Annotated in this window: 14 protein-coding genes; 7 read left to right on the plus strand and 7 right to left on the minus strand. The window is 72.1% G+C overall.

Going from position 1 to position 15,078, the window contains the following annotated elements; genetic code table 11:
• Positions 1-3: 3 nt before the first annotated feature.
• Together purU and ACZ4SA_RS04115 are read right to left on the minus strand one after the other, a co-directional pair.
• A complete protein-coding gene (gene purU, locus ACZ4SA_RS04110; RefSeq protein WP_468269573.1) occupies positions 4-855 on the minus strand; it encodes a formyltetrahydrofolate deformylase in 852 nt (283 codons plus the stop codon).
• A gap of 45 nt (positions 856-900) precedes the next feature.
• Positions 901-1,347, minus strand: a complete 447-nt coding sequence (locus tag ACZ4SA_RS04115) for an SCO4402 family protein (RefSeq protein WP_468269834.1) — start codon at positions 1,345-1,347, stop codon at positions 901-903.
• Positions 1,348-1,519: 172 nt separating this feature from the next.
• Here ACZ4SA_RS04115 and ACZ4SA_RS04120 point away from each other — a divergent pair, with 172 nt between their 5' ends.
• Positions 1,520-2,833, plus strand: a complete 1,314-nt coding sequence (locus tag ACZ4SA_RS04120) for an ABC transporter substrate-binding protein (protein WP_468269575.1) — start codon at positions 1,520-1,522, stop codon at positions 2,831-2,833.
• Between the two features lie 67 nt (positions 2,834-2,900).
• Here ACZ4SA_RS04120 and ACZ4SA_RS04125 read toward each other — a convergent pair whose 3' ends face one another.
• A complete protein-coding gene (locus ACZ4SA_RS04125) occupies positions 2,901-4,004 on the minus strand; it encodes a hypothetical protein (protein ID WP_468269577.1) in 1,104 nt (367 codons plus the stop codon).
• Between the two features lie 189 nt (positions 4,005-4,193).
• Here ACZ4SA_RS04125 and ACZ4SA_RS04130 point away from each other — a divergent pair, with 189 nt between their 5' ends.
• On the plus strand, positions 4,194-4,781 hold the full coding sequence (locus ACZ4SA_RS04130) for a hypothetical protein (protein WP_468269579.1): 588 nt from the start codon (positions 4,194-4,196) through the stop codon (positions 4,779-4,781).
• 118 nt (positions 4,782-4,899) lie between these two features.
• Here ACZ4SA_RS04130 and ACZ4SA_RS04135 read toward each other — a convergent pair whose 3' ends face one another.
• Positions 4,900-6,285 carry a transcriptional regulator gene (locus tag ACZ4SA_RS04135; protein WP_468269581.1) on the minus strand — a complete coding sequence of 462 codons (1,386 nt, stop codon included), beginning with the start codon at positions 6,283-6,285 and terminating at the stop codon, positions 4,900-4,902.
• A 347-nt stretch (positions 6,286-6,632) separates the two neighbouring features.
• Between ACZ4SA_RS04135 and ACZ4SA_RS04140 the strand changes: the two genes are divergently transcribed.
• The 4 genes from ACZ4SA_RS04140 (at position 6,633) to ACZ4SA_RS04155 (ending at position 10,847) form a co-directional block, all read left to right on the plus strand.
• Positions 6,633-7,298 (plus strand): bifunctional DNA primase/polymerase, encoded by a 666-nt coding sequence (locus tag ACZ4SA_RS04140; RefSeq protein ID WP_468269583.1) that lies wholly within the window; start codon positions 6,633-6,635, stop codon positions 7,296-7,298.
• A 118-nt stretch (positions 7,299-7,416) separates the two neighbouring features.
• Entirely contained in the window at positions 7,417-8,244 is an 828-nt protein-coding gene (locus ACZ4SA_RS04145; protein ID WP_468269585.1) for an ABC transporter ATP-binding protein, read from the plus strand.
• Positions 8,241-9,839 carry a transporter gene (locus tag ACZ4SA_RS04150; RefSeq protein ID WP_468269587.1) on the plus strand — a complete coding sequence of 533 codons (1,599 nt, stop codon included), beginning with the start codon at positions 8,241-8,243 and terminating at the stop codon, positions 9,837-9,839. Before ACZ4SA_RS04145 ends, ACZ4SA_RS04150 begins: the two co-directional genes overlap by 4 nt.
• A gap of 48 nt (positions 9,840-9,887) precedes the next feature.
• Complete coding sequence (locus ACZ4SA_RS04155) at positions 9,888-10,847, plus strand: hypothetical protein (protein WP_468269589.1); 960 nt, start codon at positions 9,888-9,890, stop codon at positions 10,845-10,847.
• Here the strand turns inward: ACZ4SA_RS04155 and ACZ4SA_RS04160 are convergent.
• The 3 genes from ACZ4SA_RS04160 to ACZ4SA_RS04170 form a co-directional block, all read right to left on the minus strand.
• A complete protein-coding gene (locus ACZ4SA_RS04160) occupies positions 10,840-11,616 on the minus strand; it encodes a hypothetical protein (RefSeq protein WP_468269591.1) in 777 nt (258 codons plus the stop codon). The two genes, ACZ4SA_RS04155 and ACZ4SA_RS04160, sit on opposite strands and share 8 nt — an antisense overlap.
• A gap of 47 nt (positions 11,617-11,663) precedes the next feature.
• Positions 11,664-12,527, minus strand: a complete 864-nt coding sequence (locus tag ACZ4SA_RS04165; protein WP_468269593.1) for an alpha/beta fold hydrolase — start codon at positions 12,525-12,527, stop codon at positions 11,664-11,666.
• A gap of 779 nt (positions 12,528-13,306) precedes the next feature.
• On the minus strand, positions 13,307-14,005 hold the full coding sequence (locus ACZ4SA_RS04170) for a metal-dependent transcriptional regulator (RefSeq protein ID WP_468269595.1): 699 nt from the start codon (positions 14,003-14,005) through the stop codon (positions 13,307-13,309).
• A gap of 188 nt (positions 14,006-14,193) precedes the next feature.
• On the opposite strand from ACZ4SA_RS04170, the gene ACZ4SA_RS04175 reads away from it, so the two are divergent.
• A complete protein-coding gene (locus tag ACZ4SA_RS04175; RefSeq protein WP_468269597.1) occupies positions 14,194-14,949 on the plus strand; it encodes an SIS domain-containing protein in 756 nt (251 codons plus the stop codon).
• Positions 14,950-15,078 lie beyond the last annotated feature (129 nt).

Consider the following 15,078-nt stretch of genomic DNA (forward strand, 5'->3'; position numbering starts at 1 on the left):
GGATCAGGCGAAGACGACGGTACGGCGGCCGTTGAGCAGGATGCGGTGCTCGGCGTGCCACTTCACCGCGCGCGCCAGCGCCTGGCACTCCACGTCGCGGCCGACCGCCACCAGCTGCTCCGGGGTGACCCCGTGGCCGACCCGTTCGACCTCCTGCTCGATGATCGGTCCCTCGTCGAGGTCAGCCGTCACATAGTGCGCGGTCGCGCCGATCAGCTTCACGCCGCGGGCGTGCGCCTGGTGGTACGGCTTGGCGCCTTTGAAGCTCGGCAGGAAGGAGTGGTGGATGTTGATGATCCGGCCGCTGAGCTGCTTGCAGAGGTCGTCGGAGAGCACCTGCATGTAGCGGGCGAGGACGACCAGCTCCACCTTCTCGGCCCGCACCAGCTCCAGCAGCTGCGCCTCGGCGGCGGCCTTGGTGTCCTTGGTGACCGGAATGTGGTGGAACGGGATGCCGTAGGAGCCGACCAGCTCGGCGAAGTCCGTGTGGTTGGAGACGACGGCCGCGATCTCGACGGGCAGTGCGCCGGTCCGTGAACGGAACAGCAGGTCGTTCAGGCAGTGCCCGAACTTGCTGACCATCAGGACGATCCGCATCCGCTCCTCGGCGAGGTGGATCTCCCAGTCCATCTGGAACGAGTCGCCGACGGCGGCGAAGCTCGCCCGCAGCTTGTCGACGGTCACCGGGGCCTCGGCGGAGAAGTGGACCCGCATGAAGAAGAGACCGGTGTCACGGTCCCCGAACTGCTGACTGTCCTCGATGTTGCAGCCGGTGATGAAGAGGTAGCTCGAGACGGCGTGCACAATGCCCTGTTTGTCCGGGCAGGAGAGCGTGAGGACGTACTGGTCGGTCATCCTCGTAGACTGCCACATCGGGCGGCTGGGCCCGGAGCCGGTCCGTCAGGCGGACCGCGTCATGATCCGCAGCACTTCCAGGGAGCGCGGCGTGACGTCGGGGTCCTCGCCGTCGTTCTGGGCCAGCCGGACGTGTGCCTCCCGCGCGGCTCGTACGGCCTCCGGCCAGCCATGGTGCTCCATGTAGGCGGAGACGGGGGCGTCGGCTCCGACCTGGTGCATGATCCGCAGCACCCGCAGCACGGCGACGTCCACGAGGGAGGCCTCGCCCGAGTCGCGGAAGATCGTCCCGACGTACTTCTCGGCGGACCAGTTGTCCAGCCAGGTGTCCTCGACCAGGCGGTACACGGCGTCGGTGACGTCGCCGTACCCCTCGCGTCCCACCAGCCAGAACTCCTGGTGGAAGACGGGGTCGGAAAGCATGTGCAGCGCCGAGCGCACGTTGCTGCGCCAGCGCCACCAGGGCATGTCGTTGAGCGGCATGCCGCCCATGGTGGAGGAGCGACGGCCGCGACGGGAAGGGTTGACCGAACCTTGCTGCACGCCTTCGATCGTACGTTCCCTTTTCGATCACCCCCACCCACCCCTGCAATTCACCTCCCGGTCACCCCACGTTGAACGATGCTCACTGTGCCGTTACCTGGACCCGGAAACGTGCACAGTCATGACCGGTCGGCGCCGTTCCACCCTTCCCCGCCCCTCCAAGACACTTCGCTTCCGTACCGCGTGTACGGCGGTGGCGGCGACGGGGGCGTCGCTGCTCGCCGGCTGCGGCGTACTCCCTGGAGACCCGGGGGGCTCCAGGGAGCCCGTCATCGTCATGACCTTCGCCCCCGAGGACACCCAGGCCACCAACGTGCCCGGCATGCCGGCGATGGCCAAGGCCTACGCCCGCTGGGCCGCCGCGCAGGGCGGCATAGACGGCCACGAACTGCGGGTCCTCACCTGCAACGAGGAGAACAGGCCGCAGGGCGCGGCGACTTGTGCCCGGCGGGCCGTCAAGGAGGGCGCGGTCGCGGTGGTCGGCTCGTACAGCCAGTACGGCGATGCCTTCATGGCGCCGCTCGAGGCGGCGGGCATCCCCTTCATCGGCGGATACGGCATCTCCGACGCCGAGTTCAGCAGCTACCTCTCCTATCCCGTCAACGGCGGCCAGGCCGCGCTGCTCGCCGGGAACGGCGAACAGCTCGCGAACGCCTGCGAGAAGGTCTCCCTCGTCCGGCCCGACAGCCTCGCCGGCGACGATCTGCCCGAGCTCCTCAACGCGGGCCTGGCGCGCGGCAAGGGCCGGGAGTCGGCGGACATCCTCGCCGAGGACGACGCCACCGACTACACCGACCAGGCACTGCAAGCGCGCAAGCGGGCTGCGCAGCCGACCTGGACGACGACGGTGGCCGACGGCGACCGGCCGGGCTGCGTCACGGCCGCCCTCGGCGACCGCACGGAGACCTTCTTCGACTCGTTCCGGCGGCTGCCCGAAGACGGCCGGCAGGTGCGGATCTCCTCCGTGATGGGCAGCGTCGGCCAGCCCCTCATCGACCGCACGGGTGGCCGCAACGGCCCCTACGAGGGCGCCTACATCACGGGCTGGTACCCGGACGCGGGCGACCCCCGCTGGGGCCCGATGCGCGAGGTCATCGACACCCACGCCTTCGGCGACAACAATGTCGACCCGGCCGACGCGGGCGTGCAGACGACATGGATCGCGTACACCGTGCTGGACAAGGTCATCCGCGCGCTCGACACCGACCGCATCACGGCCGGCAAGATCTCGCACGCCCTCGACCAGGGCGTGGAGGTGTCGACCGGCGGTCTGACACCGCCACTGCGCTGGGGCTACGAGGACATGCTCGGCGCGGCGGGCTACCCGCGGATCGTCAACAGCAGCGTGACATTCCAGGTGGTGCGAGCCGGGCGGCTGACGGAGCAGCGCAAGGACTTCGTGGACGTCGGGCCGACGCTGGTGGACGCGTCCTGAAGCCCTGAGGTTCGCCGGTCGCCCCGGGCCCGTTCCTGGAGGAACCGGCCCGGGGCGCCGCCGTCTGTCACAGCTGGTCGCTGCGGCGTTCCGTCAGGCCGTACTTGCGGGCAATGGAGTTCCACAGAGGCGAAGCCTCGTTCTTCGCCTTCGTCGCCTCGCCGCTCGCCTTGTTCGCCTGCACCGTCTGGGCGGTGCCGCGGGCCTTGCCGCCCTTGCAGCCCTTCTTGCCCTTGACCTGCTCCGCCCACGCCGCGTAGTGGTCGTCGGCCGACGCAGACGCCTGCCACGCCTTCGTCAGCGACGCGGTCAGCGCGGAGTGGTTCGGCAGCTTGTCCACGCTCAGGGCGCCCAGCCGGGTCACCAGTCCGCGGCGCTGCTGGGCCGCACCCTTCAGGTCCGCGGCGGCCTGGTCCAGGTTCTTGCAGACCTTGATGTTCTCCACGGAACGGATCACCGCGGAACGGCTGTTGTTGCTGTCCGCGAGGAGCTTGTCCAGCTCCTTGGCCTGTGGCTCCGCCGGATCGGCCGCCTGCGTGGCGGGGGCGCTCTCACTGGGCGCCGGGGACTCGGCCGCGACGTTCTTGTCCGGGCCCGGGTCCTTCTCGTCGTCCCCGCCGCTGAACATGACCGCACCGACACCGAGGCCGAGCACGGCGCACCCGGTGACGAGCGCGGCGACCACCGGCGCGGTGGACCGGCGGCGGGGCTCGGGGTCGGGGTCGTACTGCGGCGCATAGCGGGCCTGCGGATGACCGGGCGCCGGCGGCTGCTCCCCGAAGCGGGGCATCTGCTGGGTGGCGTCGGCCGGCTGGGGCCCGGAGCCCTCCGAGCGGAACAGACTGTCGAACTCCGCCGGAGGCTGCCGGTCGCCGGGAGCCCCCGGCCGGATCCCGAACGGCGCACCGGCGGGAGCGGGCGGCACGGCCTCGGGGCCGCTGCCGCCCGGCACGGGGGCGATGTACTGCGTCGCGTCGGCGTCGGAACCCTGGGGTGGGCCCTGCCGGCCGCCGCCTCCCTGGCCCAGCGGCCCGGTGCCGAGGAAGGTCGTCGACTCGGCGGGCATCTCGGGCGGCAGCGCACCGGGCGCGACGGGAGCACCGGACGCGACGGGCGGGATGTACTGCGTGGCGTCGGAGTCCGCCATGGGCGCGACGCCCTGGGGCGGCATGCCGTGACCCTGCTGCGGCGGGAGCGCGCCCTGAGGCGCCTGCTGCGCGTACGCGTTCTGGGAGAACTGCCCCTGGGGGGCTGCTTCTTGAGGCGCGTGGGACGCCTGCGGGGGCAACGCCCCCGTGGGGGCTGCCGGGGCGGGTGCGCCCTGGGGGAACCGGCCCTGCTGGGGCGGCCCCTGCGGCGCATGCGGGTCCTGGCCGTGCGCGCCGGCGTGCGGGGGCAGCGGCTGCGCGTGCACGCCGTGCTGCGGGGGCGGCCCCGGCGGCGTCCGGTCACCGGGGTGGCCGTAGCCACCGGGCTGCGCCGGACCGCCCGGGTAGCCGTAGCCCCCGGCCTGCGCCGGACCGCCCTGATAGCCATGGCCCTGCGGCGCCTGGCCACCCGGGTAGCCGTGGCCGGGCTGCGCCGGACCGCCCTGATAGCCATGGCCCGGCGGCGCCTGGCCACCCGGGTAGCCGTGGCCGGGCTGCGCCTCGCCGCCCGGGTGGCCGTGGCCCGGCGCCTGAGGCGCCGGCTGCTGCGGCCCCCACGGCTCGCCCCAGGGCTGCCCACCCGCCGGAGCCGCCTGCGCGCCGGGCGAGCCCGGTATCAAGGGCTCACTTCCGTCGGCGGGCAGCACGACGCCTTCGTGCGCGGGCCGCGCGGCGGGAAGCCGCTGCTCGTCACCCTGTCCGCTGTGCGTCACCGGGACTCCTACGTGTGGACCTACGGAATCGTCGGTTCACGCTACCGGGTGCTCGGAGCACTCCGCACACACGTGCAGCAGCAGTAACAAGATGCGGACACAACTCGCTGTTCATGTACGGGAGAAAGCCCTTGCGGCCGCTACGCCGTAACCCCCGTCACCCCTGTCGCGTACGTCACGCCGCGACCCTCGGCTGTCACGTCCGTCACGCGGCGGCCCTCAGCTCCAGCCGCGCGGTGAACTCCCTGACCGCGGGCTCCTGTGCGTACGGCTCCAGCCGCACCTGGAGGTTCTCCAGATACTCCGCGCCCCTGCTGGAGCGCACAGTGTCCAGCAGCTCGACCGCGCGCGTGCCGGTGTAGCAGGCCTGTTCCACCTCGCGCTGCTGCACCTGGGCGGAGGCCAGCAGGACCAGGCCGATGGCACGTCGCCTCGCCCGTGACTCCGGGTGGCCGTCCAGCGCGTCCGCGGCATGCCGCGCCGCGGTCTCCGCCTGACCGAGGTCGCGGTAGCAATGCGCCAGCTCGTCGGCCAGATACGCGTGATCGAAGTGGGCGATCCAGTCGGGGTCGTCGCCCGCGCCCGGCTCGGCCCGCTCCATCGCGGCGACCGCCCTGCCCGCCACCTCGTGGCAGGTGCGGACGTCCCCGAGCAGGGCGTGCCCGCGGGCCTCCGCCGCGTGGAACATCGCCTCCACCCTCGGCGTGACCCGGCCCCGCGTGCCTTCCTGCGCGGCCCGCGCGAGCTGCGCGATCTCGCGCGGATTGCCGAGCTCGGCGGCGAGGTGGCTCATGGACGCCGCCAGGACGTATCCGCCGTAGCCGCGATCGCCCGCCGCCTGCGCGAGCCGCAGCGCCTGGATGTAGTACCGCTGGGCGAGCCCGGGCTGGCCGGTGTCCACGGCCATGTAACCGGCCAGCTCGGTCAGCCGCGCGGCCGCCGCGAACAGCTCCCGGCCGACGGCCTCGCGGTACGAACCGGACAGCAGCCCGGCGACCACGCTGTTCAGGTAGTGCACGACGACCGGCCGGACGTGTCCGCTGCCGAAGCGGTGGTCCATCTGCGTCAGGGCCGCCGTCATCGCACGGACCGCGTCGACGTCCGGGACGCCGACCCGCGCGCCGGCCGTGCGCGCCACCTGGGCGTCCGCGCCGGTGATCAGCCAGTCGCGGCTGGGCTCGACGAGCGCCGAGGCGGCGACCGCGGAGCCGGACAGGAAGTCGCGGCGGCCCACATCGCTGCGCCACAGCTCGCAGACCTGCTCGATCGCTCCCGGCACCGTCGGCGCGAACTGCAGGCCGACGCCGGTGGCGAGGTTCTTCCCGTTCGCCATGCCGATCTCGTCGATGGTCACCGTGCGGCCGAGCTTGCGGCCGAGTGCCTCCGCGATGACGCCCGGCGCCCGGCCGCGCGGCTGCTGGCCGCGCAGCCAGCGCGCCACGGACGTCTTGTCGTAGCGCAGGTCCACGCCCCGTTCCGAGCCGACCATGTTGACGCGCCGGGCCAGCCCGGCGTTCGAGCATCCGGCTTCCTGGATGAGCGCCTGCAGCCGTTCGTTCGGCTGGCGGGCGACGAGAGGCCTGGCTGCCATGAACTACCCCCTGGTGCCGCAGTGATCAATGCGTTGATCACTGCCCGGCTGATATACGGAGAATGCAGAGTTGGTCGGGTTGGTTCCTTTTCGCGTCGTACGGGCCCGGTCCTGGTGGTCACTGCGGACGGGCCTCGGTGCTGTGCACGTCGCACGGACCCTGTCGATTCCGCCGGCCCGCGATCGTCCCCCCGCACTGGTTACCCGCCCGTCGGGGCATTGCCCCGCGCGCGCCCCCGGCCGTGCACCCGTGCGCCCCACGTGCAGGATCGATGCTCCACCGCCCCCCGCATCACGCCCCGTAACCCGAGGTTGCGGCGGTAGTTGAGTGTGTCGTGGAAGAGACCATGGGAGTCACGGAAGCCGTACAGATCCCCCAGCAGCGAGGGGAGCAGCTGCTGGACAGCGCCGTGCGGTACGCGGAAGAGCGGCACTGGGACGTGTTCCCCGGCACCTGGCTGGAGGCCGTCGACGGCACGGAACGCTGCTCGTGCGGCGGCACGGCCTGCCCCCTGCCCGGCGCGCATGCGGCCCGGCCCGACTGGGCGAACCAGGCGACCGGCAGCGCCGCGGCCGCGCGCAGACTGTGGTCGAAGCAGCCGAAGGCCTCGATCCTGCTGCCCACCGGCCGCACCTTCGACGCGCTCGACGTCCCGGAGTCCGCCGGCTTCCTCGCCCTGGCGCGCATGGAGCGGATGGATCTCCCCCTCGGCCCGGTGACCTGCACGCCCGACCGCCGGATGCTGTTCTTCGTACTGCCGGGCGCGGCGCTCAAGGCTCCGGATCTGATCAGGAAACTGGACTGGTCGCCGAGCTCCCTCGACGTGGTGGCACGAGGCGAGGGCCACTACGTCGCCGCCCCGCCGACGCGCGTCGGCGGCCACGGCGCGGTGCAGTGGGCACGCCGCCCCACCCCCGCCAACCGCTGGCTCCCGGACGCGGAGGAGCTGATCAGCCCCCTCGCATACGCCTGCGGCAGGGATGCGGCCGCGGCGAGGGTGGGCCGGGGATAGCGGACCACTGCCCCCGGGGGCGGGGCGGCCCGCCGAGGCGTCCGTAGGGTGGACCCGTACATCAGTACAGGAGTGCCGTACCAGGCACGCACGGGGACACTGAAAGGCGCGAAAGCACATGCCGGACCAGGTGATTGACGAAGCAGGCGGGGCCGGGACGGGCGGAGTACGTACGGCAGCGCCGGCCGTGCAGGTCGAGGGGCTGTGGAAGAGGTTCGGCGAGCAGATCGCCGTCGCGGGGATCGACCTGACGCTGCCCGCCGGCAGCTTCATCGGCCTCGTCGGCCCGAACGGCGCGGGCAAGACGACGACGCTGTCGATGATCACCGGCCTGCTCCGGCCGGACCAGGGCCGGGTCCAGGTCGCCGGGCACGACGTGTGGCGCGACCCGGTCGAGGTCAAGTCCCGTATCGGCGTACTGCCGGAGGGCCTGCGGCTCTTCGAGCGCCTGTCGGGGCGTGAACTGCTCGCCTACAACGGCCGGTTGCGCGGCCTGCCCGGCGAGGAGGTCGACAAGCGCGCGGGCCAGCTGCTGGACGTACTGGACCTGGCGGGCGCGCAGCACAAGCTGGTCGTCGACTACTCGACCGGTATGCGCAAAAAAATCGGGCTCGCGGCAGCGCTGCTGCACAACCCCGAGGTGCTCTTCCTCGACGAGCCGTTCGAGGGCGTCGACCCGGTGTCCGCGCAGACGATCCGCGGGGTGCTCGAGCGGTACACCGCTTCCGGGGCGACCGTCGTCTTCTCCAGTCATGTGATGGAGCTGGTCGAGTCGCTGTGCGACTGGGTGGCGGTGATGGCGGCCGGCACCATCCGCGCGCAGGGCCCGCTGGCCGACGTGCGCGGCGACGCCCCGTCGCTGCAGGCCGCGTTCCTGGAACTGGTCGGCGCACAGGGCAGGGACAGCGGCGAGTCGCTGGACTGGCTCGGCGGCGGTGCCCGTTGAGTACGGCGTCACTGACCTCCGTTTTCGTACGGCTGAAGCTGTCGCTGCTGGGCAACGGGCTGCGCCGGTCCTCGGGCCGCAGGGCCGCGTACATCGTCTCCATGGTTTTTGTGCTGCTGTTCGCCGCCCTCCAGCTGCTGGGGCTGGTCCTGCTGCGCGGCAACGAACACGCGGCGTCGCTCGTCGTCCTGCTGACGGGGCTGCTGGCCCTCGGCTGGTCGGTGCTGCCCCTGTTCTTCCCGAGCGGCGACGAGACCCTCGACCCCACCCGTCTGGTGATGCTGCCGCTGCGACCGGGGCCGCTGGTGACGGCGCTGCTCGTCGCGTCGCTCGTGGGCATCGGCCCGCTGTTCACGCTCTGCGTGGTGGTGGGTTCGGCGTTCGCACTGTCCCACGGCGCCTTCGCGCTGGTGGTGTCGGTCGTCGCCGTCCCGCTCACCCTGCTCGTCTGCCTGGCACTGGCCCGCGCGGTCGCCGCGGCCAACATCCGGCTGCTCACGTCGCGCAAGGGCCGCGATCTGGCGGTACTCAGCGGCCTGGTGGTCGCGGTGGGCATCCAGTTCGTGAACTTCGGCATGCAGCGCCTCGGTGAGGCGGGCGGCCTCGCGGCGCTGGCCCCGGCGGCGTCGATCGTGCGGTGGGTGCCGCCGGCGTCCGCGATCGGCGCGGTGGACTCGGCGGGCGACGGCGCGTACGGCACCGCGCTCGCCCAACTCGCCCTGTCCGCGCTGGCGCTCGCGCTGCTGCTGCGGGCGTGGCGGCGCAGCCTCACGAAGCTGATGACCGCCCCGGACGGCTCGACGCTCGCGGCGTCGGAACCGACCCGCAAGGCGTCCTCGTCCGGGCTGCACGGACTGCTGCCGGAGGGCCGCACGGGAGCGGCGATGCAGCGCAGCCTGCGGTACATCTGGCGCGACCCGAAGACGAAGGGCGCGTGGGTGACGTCCCTGGCGATCGGACTGATCGTGCCGATCTTCAACGCCCTGCAGGGCACGGGCTCGATCTACCTCGCCTGCTTCGCCGCCGGGATGCTCGGCATGATGATGTACAACCAGTTCGGCCAGGACACGTCGGCCTTCTGGATGGTGGCGCTGACGATCTCCTCCACGCGTGACGCGTACGCCGAACTACGGGCGCGGGCGCTGGCGCTGCTGCTGATCACCGTGCCGTACATGGCGCTGGTGTCGGTGCTGACGGCGGCGGCGCTCGGCCGCTGGCACGCTCTGCCGGAGGTGCTGGGCCTGTCGTTCGCCCTGCTGGGCGCGATGGTGGCGACCGGTGCGGTGTCGTCGGCCCGCTTCCCGTACTCGATCCCTCAGGACAGCGCGTACAAGAACGTGGCCCCGGGGCAGGGCGGGCTCGCCTGGCTCTCCATCCTCGGCGGGATGATCATGGGGGCGCTGCTCTGCGCCCCGGTGATCGCCCTCACGATCTGGCTGAACGCCTCTGCCGGATCGGGTGCCGGGCCGCAGTGGCTGCCGTTGCCGGTGGGCACGGTGTACGGCGCGCTGCTGGCGTGGGCGGGCGTACGGTTCGCGGCGCCGCAAACGGCGAGGCGGCTGCCGGAGATCCTGACGGCGGTAAGCAAGGGGTGACAGGCCCGGCACGTTGGGTGCCCGTACGGGTGACGTAGCGTCGTGTCCATGTCGACGCCGCCGAACCCGTACGGGCAGCAGCCGAATCCGTACGGCCGCCAGCCGCAGTTCCCGCAGCAATCGCCCTATCCGCAGCAGCAATCGCCGTACCCGCAGCAACCCGCGTATCCGCAGCAGCAATCGCCGTACCCGCAGCAACCCGCGTATCCGCAGCAGCAATCGCCGTACCCGCCGCAGCAACCTCCGTATGCGCAACCGGGCAACGGGCAGCAGCCCTACCCGGGCGGGGGCGGCGGCTGGGGCGGTCCCGCGCCCTACGGCCCGCCGGTCCCGCCGCCGAAGCGGAAGAACCGCACCGGACTGACCATCACCCTCGCCTTCGGACTTGTCGCGCTGCTCCTCGGTCTGGCCTGGTTCGGCAACCGCGGCTCCGACTCCGACTCGCCGAGTGGCGGCGGGGGTCGTGGTGAGAGCAGCTTCCCGGTGGCCGAGTACGGGCTCTCGGCGCCGAAGACGCTGCTCGACGGCACGTACGAGCTGGCCGACGACCAGTCCGCTGAGCGGCAGAAGCAGCTGGAGTCCTCCACCGTCGACGAGTCCAACATCCGTGACCCGAAGGCCACGGTGGCGCAGTACACCTCGACCTCCGAGGGCGGCGTCCTGATCATTTCCGGCATGCACGGCAGCATCAAGGACCCGGACACTGCCCGCGAGAGCATCCTCAGGGGCGCGGCCGGAGCCGACGGCTCCACCCTCGCCGTACCGGCGAAGGACTTCACGCCCGCGGGGCCGGAGGTCACGATCACCTGTCAGGTCGTCACGACGGACCAGACGGGCGGCGGCACGGCCAACCTCCCCGTCTGCGCCTGGGCGGACGCCAACACGAACGCCTCGGTCACCCTCGTGACCGCCCGGACGACGCAGAAGTCACCGGAGGACATCGACCTCGAGTCGGCGGCGGCGACGGCGGCCCGGGTCCGCGAGGAGATCCGCGGGCCCCTCAGCTGAGGCGCGCCGCACTACCGGCGGCGGGCAGGTCGGCGTCGCAGAAGACGCACACGAAGTCGCCCTCGCGGACGATGTTGAGCTCGTCGCACCCGGTGCAGCGACGGAAAACGATCTCGTGCGTGAACCGGTCCGGGCGGGCGACCCCTGCGCGATCGAGGGCCGCGGCCACGGAAGGCCAACAGTCGGGGTCGGGGCAGTAGCCGGTGGACTGGTTGCTGACCTCGGCCACCTCCCAGCGGCCCGCCGCCCGGCGGAAGGCCACTTCACCGGCCGCCCGCACGCTCCCCCGCCCGGCGCATGCGACATGCTCGCTGCGCCGGGCGGCCAGCCGCAGGAACCCGTAGGCGTCGACGACGTACGTGAACGGCTCGGCGAGCTCGCCGGGCGTCAACGCGGCGGCCCACACCTCGAAGTCGCCGACACCGCGAACGACGCGCCCCTCGGGTGCGTTCCAGGCGGCCCGCCAGATCTCCGGTGGGCCGATGTATGCGTAGCGGCGTGGGCCCGCGGTCGAGACAACCGTTCGGATGCGGAGGCAGGCCACATCCACGCCGGAGAAACGGACCTTGGCGGCGTGGGGCGGTTCAATGGCGTCGACGTGACGCCGGTAGCGGTCGATCCAGTCGATGGTGAACCGCCCGCCGTCGTAGGCCTGACCGGTCCGTACGACGCCGGCGAGGCACCGCACCACACACACGGCGGTGTGCTCGTCCCTCGACTCGATCTCGAGGATGAGCAACTCTGCCGGTACGTCGGCAGCGACCGACATCTCACCTTCCGTTCGTGACGCTACGGCGAGCTCGCCTGTCCGACCTGTCACGGCGTCAACGCACCGTCCAGGAAGGGCTCGATGGCCGTGCGCCAGCCGGACGGGCAGTCGTAGTGGACCAGGTGACCGGCGTCAAAGACCTCTCCGTACCGGCCGCGGGGCAGGACGCGGACCATCTCCTGGGCCTCCGCGCGGCCCAGTTCGCCGTCGAGGCCGCGGACCACCAGCGTGGGGCAGCGGACCTGGGCAAGCTCCTCCCAGTGGGCGTCGTGGACCCATGTCTCCCGTGAAACGAGCATCTGGCGGCGGGAGAAAACCGGCCGCCAGCCGTCGGCGCTCTCCGCCATGACCTCGGCGAAGAACTCCCCGCGGGCCGCGTTCGGCCGCTCGACCCAGGGGTCGTCCTCGCCGAACCACTTGCGGACGTCGGCCAGGGTCGCGAACGGGACGGGCCACGAGCGGAACCAGTCCTCCCATTCGCGCTGCGACGCCGCCCCCAGCGCCGAGGCGCGCATGTCGCAGATGATCAGGGCTGCGACCAGGTCCGGGCGCTTGGCCGCGAGCTGCCAGGCGGTCAGGGCGCCCATCGCGTGGCCGATCAACGTCACCGGCGCGAGGCCGAGTTGCTCGATCGCGGCCTCCGCGTCCGCCACGTACGCCTCGCGTGCGTACGGGCCGTCGGCCGGTTTGTCGCTGCGGCCGTGGCCGCGCTGGTCGAGCGCGACCGCGCGGTGCCGCTCGCTGAGCCAGCGGGCCGTGGACGCCCAGTGCGACGCACGGCCCATCAGTCCGTGGAGCAATAAGACTCCGGGGACCTGTTCCCCTTCGCCGCGGCCTTTCGGCGGGTCCGCGAACTCCCAGGCAGCCAGGCGGACACCGCCTGCTCCGGTCACATCGATGCGCCGCACCATTGGGCCTGGCACCCCCTTCTCTCCCCCGAGTCGAGCCGGCTCCTCACGAGCCCTGCGTAGAACACTGTCAGACTATCGAACCTATATTCGAAAACGCGGCTCTGCCGCGTAACACCCCTCAATCGAGTGACCACGTTGCGGGATTGACCGGCGCTGCCGGGGGGAGATCTTCTGCGGGAGGCGGGCCGCTCGGGGAAAACGGTCCGACGGGATTGACCCTGAGAGCTCGGGGCTCCGGGTCAGCACAGGGGAGGACAGGTCCCGGCGCCCTCGGGCGCCGGGACTCCTCCATGCCGTCAAGTCCCCGCAGACGCGGCGCCGCGGCGGGCAGCCCCGGATGCGGCAGGATGCGGTACGCCTCAGGGCGTGGCGACGGCCGCGACCCATCGCGCGAGAAGCCGCGCAGGCGGACGAGCGAGCGGTCACCAGGCGTCCGCACAGGCGGACGAGCGCGAAGCCGCGCGGGCGTTCGCTCCGGTTTGCGCGCGGGGCGCACGACTGGCGCATCACGCGGTTCCCTCCCCCCAGCCTTCGGCGGGGACCCCACCCCGACCGTGGTCATATGCCTCAGCCACAGGGTGGCACGCGATTCGCCCGGGCGCTGCCATTCCGGGCGGAAAACGGTTTCGGGGAACAGGAAACCCGCCTCGGTCCGGCCACCTCCGCCCCCGCCTCCCCGCCGCCGAAGCAAGGGCGCCCCAGGGGGGCGCGTACGCGACCGGCCCCGCCCCCCACGAAGGGGGCAGGGCCGTAACCGGCGAACTCCGCGGCGCGGGCCGTCAGACCTGCCGCTTCGCCACGAACACGTGCGAGGCCACCTCCACCGCCAGCTCCGCCGCCTCACCGCTGCTGCCCACGAGCACCCCGCCCGCGGACTCCGTCACGCTCACCACGGAACCGGGCTGCACACCCGCCCGCCGCAGCGTGTACATCAGCTGGGCGTCGGTCTGGATCGGCTCGCCGATCCGGCGGACGACCACCGTCTTGCCGTCCGTGCCCGGGTCCAGCTCGGCCAGCGAGACCATGCTGTCGTCCAGGAACGGGTCGGCCTCCGCCTTCTCGCCCAGCTCTTCCAGGCCCGGGATCGGGTTCCCGTACGGCGACTCCGTCGGATGACGCAGCAGCTCGAGCACGCGCCGCTCCACCGCCTCGCTCATCACGTGCTCCCAGCGGCACGCCTCCGCGTGGACCTGCTCCCACTCCAGGCCGATCACGTCGACGAGCAGGCACTCTGCGAGGCGGTGCTTGCGCATCACGCGTGTGGCCAGCCGGCGGCCCTCCTGTGTCAGCTCCAGATGCCGGTCGCCCGCGACCGTCACCAGACCGTCGCGCTCCATACGTGCCACGGTCTGGCTGACCGTCGGACCGCTCTGGTCGAGCCGCTCCGCGATTCGGGCCCGCATGGGCACCACACCTTCCTCCTCGAGCTCGAGGATGGTGCGGAGATACATCTCCGTCGTGTCGATCAGTCCGGACATACGTGCCCCTCGATGCTGTGACGTGAAAGTCGTGCGCTGGCCCCGGCTCAATTCTTGCGCATCCCGCCGACAACCGTGCCGCAGCCGCCCGGCCCTGTATTGACAGGGCAATGGTCCAGACCGCAACGTGATCCGCGACACGGATACCCCCGGGTACTCCCCTCACCCCTGTGGAAAGGGCTCGGCGAATGAGCGAGAGCAAGCTGGCCGGTCAGTTCTTCGACGCCGCGATCGGTCTGCTGCAACGCGTACGGGACGGGGAGTCCGCGCACATCGCGGCAGCCGGTTCCGCGATCGCCGACACCGTCGCCTCGGGCGGCCGGCTCTTCGCGTTCGGCGCGGGACACTCCTCGCTCGCCGCGCAGGACGTCGTCTACCGGGCCGGCGGCCTGGCCCTGATGAACCTGCTCGCCGTCCCGGGCGTGGTCGGCGTCGACGTCATGCCGGCCACCCTCGGCTCCGCGCTGGAGCGCGTGGACGGCCTCGCCGGCGCGGTGCTCGACTCCAGCCCGGCCCGCGCGGGCGACCTGCTGGTGATCATCTCGCTGTCCGGCCGCAACGCCCTGCCCGTCGAGATGGCCATGAACGCCCGGGCGCTCGGCCTCACCGTGATCGGCGTGACATCCGTCGCGTACGCGCAGGAGACGAAGTCCCGTCATGTGTCGGGCACGTTCCTGAAGGACCACTGCGACATCGTGCTCGACTCCCATATCGAGGTCGGTGACGCGGAGTTGACGCACGAGCAGATCGAGGCGCCGTTCGCGCCGGCGTCGACCGTCGTGACCAGCGCCCTGATGCAGGCGACGATGGCCGCGGCGGCGGAACAGCTCGTCGCACGCGGCATCGAACCGCCGCTGCTCCGTTCGGGCAACGTGGACGGCGGCCACGAGTGGAACGGCCGCGTGATGACCGAGTACGGCGACCGCATCTTCTTCCGCCACTGACGCCACGCGGCGCGGGCCGCGCGGCGGGAGACGTGAGCACTCGGGACGGCCGCGCTCGGGACGGCGGCATGCAGGACGGCGGTACGCGCGACGGTCGTACGTGAGGCGGCCACGCGGCGCGCGACGGAC

The sequence above is a fragment of the Streptomyces sp. NPDC027962 genome, from assembly GCF_055566095.1.